11 protein-coding genes are annotated in these 12448 nt (G+C 71.4%); 9 read left to right on the plus strand and 2 right to left on the minus strand.

The window, feature by feature from the left end; translation table 11 throughout:
• Positions 1 to 28 precede the first annotated feature (28 nt).
• The 8 genes from AC5L30_RS17320 (at position 29) to AC5L30_RS17355 (ending at position 8922) form a co-directional block, all read left to right on the plus strand.
• Positions 29 to 1426, plus strand: a complete 1398-nt coding sequence (locus AC5L30_RS17320; RefSeq protein WP_494868411.1) for an FAD-binding oxidoreductase — start codon at positions 29 to 31, stop codon at positions 1424 to 1426.
• Positions 1423 to 2766, plus strand: a complete 1344-nt coding sequence (locus tag AC5L30_RS17325; protein ID WP_494868412.1) for a class I SAM-dependent methyltransferase — start codon at positions 1423 to 1425, stop codon at positions 2764 to 2766. Before AC5L30_RS17320 ends, AC5L30_RS17325 begins: the two co-directional genes overlap by 4 nt.
• A gap of 101 nt (positions 2767 to 2867) precedes the next feature.
• Complete coding sequence (locus AC5L30_RS17330; RefSeq protein ID WP_494868413.1) at positions 2868 to 3425, plus strand: ArsR/SmtB family transcription factor; 558 nt, start codon at positions 2868 to 2870, stop codon at positions 3423 to 3425.
• The gene (locus AC5L30_RS17335) at positions 3418 to 4287 is read left to right on the plus strand and encodes an SRPBCC family protein (protein ID WP_494868414.1); all 870 of its coding nucleotides are present in this window, start codon (positions 3418 to 3420) and stop codon (positions 4285 to 4287) included. The genes AC5L30_RS17330 and AC5L30_RS17335 overlap by 8 nt, the downstream gene beginning before the upstream one ends.
• A 141-nt stretch (positions 4288 to 4428) precedes the next feature.
• Complete coding sequence (locus AC5L30_RS17340; RefSeq protein ID WP_494868415.1) at positions 4429 to 4683, plus strand: zinc-ribbon domain-containing protein; 255 nt, start codon at positions 4429 to 4431, stop codon at positions 4681 to 4683.
• A gap of 319 nt (positions 4684 to 5002) precedes the next feature.
• Positions 5003 to 7258: a putative bifunctional diguanylate cyclase/phosphodiesterase gene (locus AC5L30_RS17345; RefSeq protein WP_494868416.1), complete on the plus strand. Its 2256-nt coding sequence runs from the start codon at positions 5003 to 5005 to the stop codon at positions 7256 to 7258.
• Positions 7259 to 7308: 50 nt separating this feature from the next.
• A complete protein-coding gene (locus tag AC5L30_RS17350) occupies positions 7309 to 8067 on the plus strand; it encodes a MerR family transcriptional regulator (protein WP_494868417.1) in 759 nt (252 codons plus the stop codon).
• Positions 8068 to 8148: 81 nt separating this feature from the next.
• Positions 8149 to 8922: a hypothetical protein gene (locus AC5L30_RS17355; protein ID WP_494868418.1), complete on the plus strand. Its 774-nt coding sequence runs from the start codon at positions 8149 to 8151 to the stop codon at positions 8920 to 8922.
• Positions 8923 to 8929: 7 nt separating this feature from the next.
• On the opposite strand, the gene AC5L30_RS17360 is transcribed toward AC5L30_RS17355, so the two are convergent.
• Positions 8930 to 10297 carry a serine hydrolase gene (locus AC5L30_RS17360; protein WP_494868419.1) on the minus strand — a complete coding sequence of 456 codons (1368 nt, stop codon included), beginning with the start codon at positions 10295 to 10297 and terminating at the stop codon, positions 8930 to 8932.
• 217 nt (positions 10298 to 10514) lie between these two features.
• Between AC5L30_RS17360 and AC5L30_RS17365 the strand changes: the two genes are divergently transcribed.
• Positions 10515 to 10799, plus strand: a complete 285-nt coding sequence (locus tag AC5L30_RS17365) for a putative quinol monooxygenase (RefSeq protein WP_494868420.1) — start codon at positions 10515 to 10517, stop codon at positions 10797 to 10799.
• Between the two features lie 24 nt (positions 10800 to 10823).
• On the opposite strand, the gene AC5L30_RS17370 is transcribed toward AC5L30_RS17365, so the two are convergent.
• Positions 10824 to 12401, minus strand: a complete 1578-nt coding sequence (locus AC5L30_RS17370) for a gluconokinase (RefSeq protein ID WP_494868422.1) — start codon at positions 12399 to 12401, stop codon at positions 10824 to 10826.
• Between the last annotated feature and the right edge of the window lie 47 nt (positions 12402 to 12448).

The raw sequence follows: 12448 nt of genomic DNA on the forward strand, positions 1-12448 counted from the left end.
TTCCGAACGGCGAGCGTAAGGTGATCACATGCGCGCTGAGCGTGTGGATCAACCGATTGACCATGATCAAGCGGTGGACACGCTGCGGCGGTCGTACGCCGCGGTGCCCACAGGCGAGCCTGTCCGGCTGGCCAAACGCACCTCCAACCTGTTCCGCCCCCGGTCCGCTCCCCGGACTCCGGGGCTCGACGTGAGTGGCCTGAACGGCGTGCTGTCGGTCGACCCGGCCGGCCGTACCGCCGACGTGCAGGGCATGTGCACCTATGAGGACCTGGTCGACGCGACGCTGCCGCACGGGCTGATGCCGCTGGTGGTGCCGCAGTTGCGCACCATCACGCTGGGCGGCGCGGTGACCGGCCTGGGGATCGAGTCGACCTCGTTCCGCAACGGCCTGCCGCACGAGTCGGTCCGGGAGTTGGACGTGCTCACCGGCTCCGGCGAGATCGTCACCGCCCGACCCGACGGTGAGCACGCCGACCTGTTCACCGCGTTCCCCAACTCGCTGGGCAGCCTCGGGTACGCCACCCGGCTGCGCATCGAGCTGCAACCGGTCGGCCGGTACGTGGCGTTGCGCAACGTCCGGTTCACCCAACTGGAGGCGCTGACCGACGCGATCGCGGAGGTGACCGCCACCCGGACCTGGGCCGGCGAGCCGGTCGACGCGATGGACGGGGTGATGTTCAGCCCGGGCGAGGCGTACCTGGTCTTCGCCACGTTCACCGACGCGGCCGACCCGCCCAGCGACTACACCGGTCAGGCGATCTACTACCGGTCGCTGCGCCAGCGCACCCGCGACGTGCTCACCGCGCACGACTATCTGTGGCGCTGGGACACCGACTGGTTCTGGTGCTCGGCGGCGTTCGGCGCGCAGCACCCGGTCGTGCGCAGGTTCTGGCCGGCGCGTTACCGGCGCAGCGACTTCTATCACCGGCTGGTCCGTCTTGAGCACCGCCACCAGGTGGCGGCCCGGATCGACCGGCTGCGCGGGCAACCGGCCCGGGAGCGGGTGGTGCAGGACGTGGAGATCCCGCTGGACCGTATGGCTGACTTCCTGCGCTGGTTCGCCGGCGCGGTGGGGATGAACCCGGTGTGGCTGTGCCCGTTGCGACTGCGTGAGCCGGCGGGGCCCGGTTCGGCGCGGTCGTGGCCGTTGTATCCGCTGCGGCCTGGGCAGGACTACGTCAACATCGGGTTCTGGGGGAGCGTGCCGATCGCGCCGGGCGCCGCCGACGGCGACGTCAACCGCACGATCGAACGCAGGGTGTCGGAGTCGGGCGGGCACAAGTCGCTCTACTCCGACGCGTACTACGACCGGGACGCCTTCGATCGCCTCTACGGCGGCGACACGTGGCGCGCGGTGAAAGACCGCTACGACCCGGACCACCGGCTGACGGGACTGTACGAAAAGGCGGTAGCACGAGCATGAGCCTGACCGACAGAGATCAGGGGGCGGCGAGCGTCCCCGCCACCCCGCCGGCGGGGGGCCGGCACCCGGGTCCGACCGTCGCGGATGTCATCCGCGCGGTCACCACTGGGCCGTTGCCGGTGCGGATCACCGGGTACGACGGCAGCGCCGTCGGCCCGTCCGACGCTGGCATCACCCTGGCGATCCGTTCCGAGCGTGGGCTGTCGTACCTGCTCACCGCGCCCGGCGACCTGGGCATGGCCCGGGCGTACGTCAGTGGTGACCTGGCGTTGCAGGGCGTGCACCCGGGTGACCCGTACGAGGCGTTGCGGGTGCTCAAGGACGAGCTGCGGTTACGCCCACCGTCGCTGGCCGAGGGGCTGGCGCTGGTCCGTGGGCTGGGCTGGGAGCGGCTGCTGCCGCCGCCGGCACCGCCGCAGGAGGCGCAGCCCCGCTGGAAGCGCGTGGTGAACGGGCTGCGGCACTCGCGGGTGCGTGACAGCACTGCCATCTCGCACCACTACGACGTCTCCAACGCCTTCTACGAGAAGGTCCTCGGCCCGTCGATGACGTACACCTGCGCGGTCTTCCGGTCTCCGGACGACACGCTGGAGCAGGCCCAAGCGGCGAAGTACGACCTGGTCGCCGGCAAGCTGGCGCTGAAGAAGGGGATGCGGCTGCTGGATGTCGGGTGCGGTTGGGGTGGCATGGTGCGCCACGCCGCGCGCGAGTACGGCGTCAAGGCGCTCGGGGTGACCCTGTCGAAGGCGCAGGCGCAGTGGGCGCAGGCCGCGATCGAACGGGAGGGGTTGACCGAGCTGGCGGAGGTGCGGCACCTGGACTACCGGGACGCGCCGGCCGAGCAGTTCGACGCCATCTCCTCGATCGGGTTGACCGAGCACATCGGGGTGCGCAACTACCCGGTTTACTTCGGGGCGTTGCGTAGTCGGCTGCGGCAGGGCGGGCGGCTGCTCAACCACTGCATCACCCGCGCGGACAACCGGGCGCCGCACCGCTCGGGCGCGTTCATCGACCGGTACGTCTTCCCGGACGGTGAGCTGGCCGGGCCGGGCCGCTTGATCAGCGAGGTGCACGACGCCGGGTTCGAGGTGCACCACGAGGAGAACCTGCGCCAGCACTACGCGCTGACGCTGGCCGCCTGGTGCCGCAACCTGGTGGAGCACTGGGACTTCTGCGTCTCGGAGGTGGGCGCGGGCACCGCCCGGGTGTGGGGGCTCTACATGGCCGGGTCGCGGATGGCGTTCGAGCGCAACGGCATCCAGCTGCACCAGGTGTTGGCCACCCACAACGGCCCGAACGGCGTGAGCGGCTATCCGTTGCGACCGGACTGGTTGCCCTGATCACTCGCTGACCGCCGCCTGAGGCCGCGTCGAAAAAAGTCGGCGCGGCTTCTCGCGAAGCGATTGACAAAGAAGTTTTGTACGTACAAACTGATTTTGCCATGAGAGACGTCCTGTACCTGGAGCAGATGGAGCAGGCCGAAGCCCTGCTCAAACCGCAGCGCGTCGAGGTGCTGCGGCAACTGGCCGAGCCGCGCACCTGCACCGAGGTCGCGGCCCGACTCGACCAGACGCCACAGCGCGTCTACTACCACGTCAAACAGCTCGTCGCGGCCGGCCTCGTCGAGCTGGTCAACGAACGCAAGGTCCGCGGCATCACCGAAGGCATCTACCAGGCCGCCGCCCGGTCCTACTGGCTCTCGCCACGGCTCGTCGGCCGGATCGGCCTGCGCCGGGCCCGCGACGAGCTGAGCCTGGGCTACCTGCTCGACCTGATGGAGGAGGTGCAGGCCGACATCGCCGGCCTGGACCGGGCCGCACCCGAGCTGCCCTCGATCGGGGTCTCCGGCGAGATCCGGGTGCCGGCCGAGCAGCGCCAGCAGTTCCTGCACGACCTGCAAACCGCACTGCAAGACCTGTTCACCCGCTACGGCGGCAGCGAAGGCGACGCCTTCAAGCTGGCCGTCGCCTGCTATCCGAAAGGGAAGAACAATGAGTGAGCCGATGAAGGTCCAGGCCCGTCTCTCCGCGCCCGTCGGGCGCGTCCGCCAGGCCCTCACCGACCCGGCCGAGCTGCGTGTCTGGCTGGCCGAGCACGCCGAGGTCGAGCTGCCCCAGCGGTACGAGTTCTGGGGCCGCTACACGCCCGAGGGCGACGCCCCGCACCAGCGGCTGCTGCACGCCGACGACGACACGCTGCGCTTCAGCTGGCTGCTCGACGGGGTGGAGACCACCACCGAGTTTCAGTTGACCGCCGAGGGCACCGACAGCACCGTGCTGACGCTGATCCAGAGCCACTTCGACTTCGCCGAGGCGATGAGCGGCTCCACCATCCGGGGTGTGCTCCAGACGTACTGGGCGCTGGCGATCGCCAACCTCGCCGCCCACGTGGAGGGCAAGCCCCTGCTGCCGCGCACCGACTTCACCTCCGCCGACCTGCGCGGCGAGCTGGTCATCGCCGCCCCCGCCGACAAGGTGTGGGAGTCGCTGACCGACTCCGAGCAGGCCAGCGCCTGGTTCGGCTACCCGATCGGCATCGAGCCCTGGGTCGGCGGCCGGTACGCCATGGGCGGCTTCGAGACCGGCTACGCGGCCAAGGTCGTCGACCTGGAGCCCGGTCGGCGGATGTCCGTCGACTGGGGGCCGACCGGCGTGACGAGCTGGGAGCTGGCCGAGTCCGGTGGCCGGACCACGCTGACCTTCGTGCAGAGCGGCTTCGACGAGGCCAACCCGCCGTACGGGGCCTGGAGCGGGTCGGTTGCCGGGCTGTACGAGCTGCGCCGCTTCCACGAGGTGCCGAACTGGCAGCCGATCTGGATCTCCGAGGAGATCCCCGGCCTGGAGCCCGCGCCGGCCAGCTGACCGTCTCGCCTTGATCGTGCTCGATCCGGGATGTAGTGGCCTCGTTCCACCAGGAGGCCACTACATCCCGGATCGAGCACGATCGTGTGCCCGCGTGGCCCGATTCTTGATCCGCTGGCGGGATCTGGTGACTTTTCGCGGTTGAGTGGGTACTCGCTGGCGATGTTCTTCATCTTTGGTCTGCGTACCAAGGTCGACCGGTCCGGTGTCGTGCAGCAGGTCTGCCGCCACTGCGGCAACCAGGCCGCGCAGGTGATCACCCGCCGCTCGACGAAATTCACCCTCTTTTTCATCCCGCTCATTCCGATCCGCACCCGGTACGCGCAGCAGTGCACGTTCTGCGGGGCGGAGTACGAGATCTCCCAGTCCGACGCCGAGCGCCTCCCGGTCGGCTGATCCGACGATGGAACGTTTCCTCTGCTGGCTGATCGGCCGACCAACGTCCTCGGCCGACGTGGCCGTACACACCGTTGCCCGCCCGCCCTGCACCCCCGGTCGGCGCAGACGCCGCCGGGCACGCCGTCCGTTGGCCGGCACCGCACTGCCCCGCTCACCCTGGAACCGATCCGCGGGCCGCTGAGCAGAGGCCGGCGCCGGAGCGGGCGGGGTGCACGTTCGGCTCTGGCGGCGTTTCTGGGCGCTGGTTAGGCTTTCGGGGTTTGCCGTGGACCGGCGCCGCCGAGAGTGCACGCACGACGAAAGAGCCGGAGCGACCGTGTCCCGACAGGACGGACAGCAGGCTGCGGGGACGCTCAACCCCGCCGGTGCTTTCGTCGCGGCTGCGGTCATCCTGGTGGAGGCGGGCTGGCTGGTCGCCGCGTTGCCCGGCGCCGCACTGGTCAGCGACGTCGGCGCGATGCTGGTCGCCGGCTGGGCGACGCTCGCGTGCGTCGGGGTGGCCCGCCGGCATCCCGCGCCGCTACGCCGGTTCTGGACGCTGCTCGCCGTCACCATGGCGCTCGCCGCGATCGGCCGGGCGATCTGGACGGTGCAGCGGCTCGTCGGCGGTGACCTGCCGCACACGCCGATGGTCGGGGTGGTCTTCACCGCGGGCATCCTCACCGGCACGGCCGCGCTGCTCAGCTCGCCCTCCGCGCCACGGACCGCGGTCGGGCGGGCCCGTACGTTGCTGGACGGGGTGATCGTCGCCCTGGCCCTGGTGCCGATCGGCTGGGTGCTGGTCTTCCGCGGGATCGCCGCCGCCGAGCTGGCCGACCCGGCGCGCACCCTGGGGCTGCTCTTCCCGATGTTCGACCTGATGCAGCTCACCATCCTGGTGGCGGTCTCCGGGCCGGCCCGGCCGATGTGGCGGCCGATGACCATCCTCGCGGCGAGCCTCACCCTGCGGGTCGTCGCCGACGTCGTCTACGTGTCGCTGGTCGCCCGCGCCGACTACACCGCCGGTCACCCGATCGACCTGTGCTGGCCGTTGAGCTACCTGCTGATCGGCCTGGCCACCCGGAACCCGCCGCCACCGGACTGCGACGGCACCGACGACACCGCCGAGTCGCCGCTGCCGCCCTGGTGGCGGGTGGCGCTGCCGTACCTCCCGGTGGGTGGGGCGATCATCGCGGTGGTGCTGGCCCGTCGGCCCACCGGGCAGACCCCGCAGTTGGTGTTCGTGACCATGATGGTGTTGCTGGCGGCCCTCGCCGTCCGGCAGGGGTTGGCCGCCAACGAGAACCTCCGGTTGGTGGCCCGGCTGCGCCGACTCGCGTACGGCGACCAGCTCACCGGGCTGCCCAACCGGCTGTTGTTCAACCGGCGGCTGCGCCTGGCCCTGCGCGACGGGCGACCGGTGGCCGTGCTGCTGCTCGACCTGGACGGGTTCAAGCAGGTCAACGACCGGTTCGGGCACGCCACCGGTGACACCCTGCTGACCGGGCTCGCGGCCCGGATGCACACTGCCGTGGACGGCGACGGCACCATCGCCCGGCTCGGCGGGGACGAGTTCGCGGTGCTGGTCGACGGCGACCGGCCGGTGTCACCCGAGCGGCTCGCCGAGCGGCTGCTGGACGCGTTGCGGCCCTCCGACGACGAGGAGGACGTGGGGGTGCACCCGTCGGCGAGCATCGGGATCGCCGAGTTCGGCCCGCAGCACGCCTCCCACACCGACCTGCTGCGCGACGCGGACATCGCCATGTACGCGGCCAAGGCGGCCGGGAAGTCCGCGTACCGGACGTGCACCCCGGCGCTGCGGGAGTCGGCCGTCTCCCGCGCCGAGTTGATCGCCGACCTGCGCCGCGCGGTCGACGAGGACCAGCTGCACCTGGAGTTCCAACCCATCGTCGACCTGGCCACCGGTGCGGTGCGCAGCGCCGAGGCGTTGGTCCGTTGGCGGCACCCTCGGCTGGGGATGTTGCCGCCGTCGAGGTTCCTGCCGCTGGCCGAGGAGACCGGGCTGATCCTGCCGATCGACCGCTGGGTGATCCACGAGGCGTGCCGGGCCGCCGCGACCTGGCGGGGCCGGGTGCCGGAGGCGACCGTCGCGGTGAACATCGCCGCCGCGCACCTGCGTCGGCCGGACCTGATCGCCACGGTGACCGCGGCGACCAGCGCCGCTGGGTTGGCACCACGGGCGTTGACCCTGGAGTTGACCGAGTCGGCGCTGATCGAGGGCACCGAGGCGGTGCTGGAGCGGCTGCACCAGCTCCGGGAGTTGGGCATCCGGATCGCCATCGACGACTTCGGCACCGGCTACTCGTCGCTGAGCTACCTGCACCGCATCCCGGCCACCGAGCTGAAGATCGACAGGTCGTTCGTGGCCCGGCTGGGCACCGACGACCGGGCGTACGCCACGGTGGAGATGGTCACCCGGCTGGCCGGCGCGTTCGACCTGGCGGTGGTCGCCGAGGGGGTGGAGACCGAGCGTCAGCACGAGGCGGTCACCACGATCGGCTGCCCACGCGGCCAGGGCTATCTGTACGGGCGGCCGGACGGTGCCGCCATGGTGGGCCAGAATCGGGGTTGACTCTCACGTAACGGCAGGCAGGAGCCTGGTTCCCGGAAGGGAGGGGGACCATGGCGTACACGGTGGGTCAGGTGGCGAAGGTCGCCGGCGTGACGGTGCGGACGTTGCACCACTACGACGAGATCGGGTTGCTCTCGCCCAGCGGGCGCACGTCGGCCGGTTACCGCCGCTACGACGATGCGGACCTGCAACGGCTGCAACTCGTCCTGTACTACCGGGAGCTGGGTTTCCCGCTTGAGGAGATCACCGCGATCATCGACGACCCGGCGGCCGATCCGGCCGCGCACCTGCGCCGTCAGCACGAGCTGCTGACGGTACGGCTCAAGCGGTTGCAGGAGATGGTCGCAGCGATCGAGTTCGCGATGGAGGCGAGCAAGATGGGCATTCAACTCACCCCCGAGGAGCGGTTCGAGGTCTTCGGTGACTTCGATCCGGAGGAGCACCAGGCCGAGGCGGAGCAGCGGTGGGGCGACACCGACGCGTACCGGGAGTCGAACCGGCGGGTCGCCCGCTACAGCAAGGAAGACTGGCTGCGCAACAAAGCGGAGAACGAGGACTGGGGTCGGCGGATGGTCGCCGTGCTGGCCTCGGGCGCGCCGGCGGACAGCCCGGAGGCGATGGAGTTGGCCGAGGAGCACCGGCAGCTCATCAGCCGCTGGTTCTACGAGTGCTCGTACGAGATGCAGACCGGGTTGGCCGACATGTACCTGGCCGACGAGCGGTTCACCGCGTACTACGAGAACATCGCCCCGGGGCTGGCCGCCTATCTGCACGAGGCGATCCACGCCAACGCGATCACCCGGGCCTGATCGGCCGGGAGGCCGACCGGGAACAGCAGCGGGCGCGGTCCGGCTAGTCTGGCCGGACCGCACCGCCCGGGGGAGACGATTGTGCCGAAACCGAAGCTGATCGCCGCTGTCGCCGTGCTCGTGGTGGCGGTCGGTGCCGGGGCGTGGGCGCTGGCCGGCGCCGGCGACGACGGACCAGACGCCAGTCGTCCGGCGGTGTCGGCGGGCGCGACCGACCCGGTCGGTGTGCTGAAGGCCGCCGCCGCGAAGGCCGACGAGCAGCCGTACACGTTGACAGTGGGCACCGGTGGCGCGGACGGGGACGCCACGGTGCTGGTCTGGGACCCGAAGGCGAAGCGTGGTCTGGAGACCACCTCGCTGAAGGTGCCCACCGGCGTGGTGAAGATCGAGCGGTTGACCACCGGGCCGGACGTGTACGTGCGGGTCACCGCCCCGGACCGCCGCGTCCCGGTGTGGGACGGCAAGACCTGGTGGCACGTCGGCGCCCCGGGGGCCCCGGCGGCCAAGCAGGGCCTGGACAACACCCGGCTGGCCAGCACGCTGGGCGCGCCGGCGGGAGTCCGGCAGACCGCCGAGCGGGAGTACGCCGGCACCCTGGACCTGCGCCAGAGCGGCGCGGTGCTGGGCAGCGGCGTCGGCAGCGTGCTCGGTGACCGGGCCGGGGCGGTGCCGTTCACTGCGGCGGTGGACGAGCAGGGTCGGCTGGTCCGCTACCGCATCGAGCTGGCCAGCGCGCAGTCGCAGACCGCCCAGCTCGACCTGACGTACTCGGATTTCGGATCACCGGTGTCGGCGGACCCGCCGGCGGCCGACCTGGTGGGCGAGGACCCGCCGGCGAACATCCCGGGCGCCTGAGGTCGACTCACTCCTCGACCGCCCCGTCGACCGGGGTGACCAGGAAGTCGTAGACGGTGCGGGCCATCCGCCGGACCGTCTCGTCGCCGGTGGCCATGGCGCCGGCGGTGAGGAACGCGACGGCGGTCTCGGTGCCGGGGATCAGGTAGTAGCCGACGTCGTGTGAGGCGTCCGGCAGGTCACCGGTCTTGTGGGCCACCGGCACGCCGGGTGGCAACGCGGCCGGGATCTTCGTGTTCAGGGTCTGTTCCCGCATGAACCCGATCATCAGGTCGCGGGAGGCGGGGGTGAGGATCTCGCCGTCCCAGACCGCGCCGAGCAGGGACACCACGTCGTCGGGACTGGTGTAGTTCTCCTCGCCGCGTTGCGCGGCCGCGCTGTCGAGCATCCGGCGGGCCAGAATGGTGGACCGTTGGTTCATCGAGTCGATCAGCGCGTTGACCGGGGCGAACCCACCCAGGTAGGTGATCAGCACGTTCGCGGCCACGTTGTCGCTGTACTTGATCAGGTACTGGGCGAGCCGGCGCAGGGTGACCACCTGCGGGAACGTCTCGAACTGCAACTGACCGGTGCCGCCGACCACGTCCTCCGGCGTGACCAGCACACCGTCGTCGAGAAAGACCTGTCCACAGTCGACCCGGCGCAGCAGCTCGACGAGGATCCACAGTTTGATGACGCTGGCCGCCTTGGGGCGCAGCGAGCCGTTGACGGCGATCTGCTGGTCGCCGTAGCGGCCGGACAGGTCGCGGACGGTGACCCCGGCCGGGTTGAGGCTCGCGTCGGCGACCACCCGGGCGAGCTGCCCGCTGAGCGGGAAGAGCCGGGCCCCGGCGACCGGGTCGGTGGGCGGCTGCGGGCTGGTGACCACCACGCCGGTCAGCGTCGTCGGCGGGCGGTGCCGTTGGATCACCTCCAGCGTGCCCTCGCTGCGCCCGACCAGCGGCACCCGGTAGCGGTAGGCGGTGCCGCCGACGACGACCGCCCCGCTGGCCACCCCGGCGGCGACCCGCATGGTCGGGTCGGCGACCCGGCCGGTGTCGCCGTCGCAGGCGCGGTAGCGCACGGTGTGCCCGAGCGAGTCCACCGCGAACACCCCACCGGGGAACGACAGCCAGGACACCTCGCTGGTCGGTGGGCGCTCCGGTGTCGGGTCCACCCCGGGCTCGTGGCTCTGACCGTCGCCGGGCTCAACTCCGTACCCCGGCTCGGTCGTCTGCGCCGGGTCCGCGACGGGCCCGCGGCCCGGGCCGTCCGCGGTGGCCGGCCCGGTCGTCACGAGCACCGCGAGCGCGACCGCCGCCGACAGCACCTTCAGGGGTACGCGGGCAGAGTTCCCCAGCAGGGAAGATGAGCGCCTCTTGTCGCTTTTTCTCACGTTTGCACGATATGAAGCGTCGGAGGCTGATGAGACCGGCGGGACCGGCGTCACCCGTCCGGGCGGCAATGTCCCGGCGAGCGCCACGACCCACAGGTATAACTGTGACGCACAGGCATCACGCTTTGCTCTGCACCCGCCCATGCGCCAGTTACGGACCGTGCGTGTCGCGCGGGCGGGTGCAGAGCAAAGGTCAGCCACTCACCCCGGAGGACCCATGCTGATCATCGCCGGCAGTTTGCAGGTCGAACCGGCCACCCGCGAGGCGTACCTGTCCGGCTGCGAACAGGTCATCGCACGGGCCCGCGCCACCGCCGGTTGCCTCGACTTCCTGCTGGCGGCCGACCCGTTGGAGCCCGGCCGGATCCACGTCTACGAACGCTGGGAGTCCGCGGAGCAGTTGGCCGCGTTCCGTGGCTCCGGGCCGGACGACGCGCAGGAAGCGGCCATCCTCGACGCCGACGTGCAGCGCTACCTGATCGCCGGCGTCGAAGCGCCCTGACCCACCGGCGCGAGCCGGCACCGGTCAGGCCGGTGGTGGTGGGCCGGTGGGCAGGCCGGGTGCCATCCGGCGGATCGAGGCGAAGGCGGGCGTGAGGGCCTCGTACAGCTCGGCGAAGAGCGGCAGCAGCGCCGCGTAGGTGGCGGCGGCGGCCGGGTCGGGGCGGACCGTCTCCTCGATCTTCACGAGGTCGGCGGCGACGTCGATGCTGGGAATCAGGCCCAGCGCCTCCATGCCGAGCAGCGCCGCGCCGAAGCTCGACCCCTCCTGCGCGGCCGGGAAGCTCACCGGCAGGCCGAGGGCATCGGCCAGCATCTGCCGCCACAGGCCGCTGCGGGCGAAGCCACCACCGGCCCGCACCTCGCGGACCTCGTTGCCGGCCGCGCGCACCGAGCTGAGCACCAGCGCGAGCTGCTGACAGACGCCCTCCAGCGCGGCCCGCACCAGATGCTCGCGGCGGTGCGCGTGGGTCAACCCCACGTACGCGCCGCGCGGCAGAGCACTCCAGTGTGGTGCCCGTTCGCTGTGCAGGTACGGCAGCATGATGAGCCCGCCCGAGCCGACCGGCGCGCGGGCCGCCAGGGCGACCAGGTCCTCCTCGGAGTGCTCGCCCAAATCCGGGGCGAGCGCCGCACCGGCCCACTTGAGCACGATGCCGCCGTTGTTGATCGCGCCGCCGACCGCCCAGCGATGCTCGGTCAGCGCGTAGCAGAACACCCCGCCGAGCGGGTCCACCCCGGGCCGCTCGACCATCACCCGCATCGCGCCGCTGGTGCCGATCGAGCAGGCCACCATGCCCGGGTGCACCGCGCCCAGGCCCAGGTTCGCCAGCGGTCCGTCGCCCGCGCCGACCACCACCGGGGTGCGCTCCGGCAGGCCGGTCTCGGCCGCGGCCTGCGGGGTCAGGTTGGGCAGCACGGCGGTGGTGGCGACGAGCTGCGGAAGCTTTTCCTGGGTGATGCCGGCGATGCTCAGCGCCTCGGGGTCCCACTCCAGCTCGTGGATGTCGAGCAGGCCGGTGGCCGAGGCGATCGAGTGGTCGGTGACCAGCGTGCCGCAGAGCCGCAGCAGCACCCAGTCCTTGATGCCCACCCAGTGCGCCACCCGCTCGAAGAGTTTCGGCTCCTGCTCGGCGTACCAGAGCAGCTTGGGCAGCGGCGACATCGGATGCATCGGCGTGCCGGTGCGCCGGTGCAGGGCCAGCCCCGACGGCACCGCCCGCAGCCGCTCGGCCTGCCGGGTGGACCGAGAGTCGGCCCAGGTCACCGACGGGGTAAGCGGATCGCCGTCCCGGTCCAACCCGATCAAGCTGTGCATGGCGGAGCCGAACGACAGCCCGGCCACCGGCTGGACCAACTCCGCCACGACCATGCTGATCGACGTGAGCACCGCTTCGAGGATGAGCTGCGGGTCCTGCTCGGCGTAGCCGGGTTGCGGGTTGTTCAGCGGGTAGCCGACCAGGTGACTGCCGAGCTGCCGCCCGTCGGTGTCGTACGCGACGGCCTTCGTGCTGGTGGTGCCGATGTCGACCCCGATCACGACCCCGGGCAGCGTGACTGCCGGCACGACCGCCACCCCCTCGGAGAACATGAACGTCGGCATCAGTATCCCCCTATCGTGTTGGTTGCTCCGCCGATCGGGTAGTTCGC

Source organism: Micromonospora sp. BQ32, from assembly GCF_059358895.1.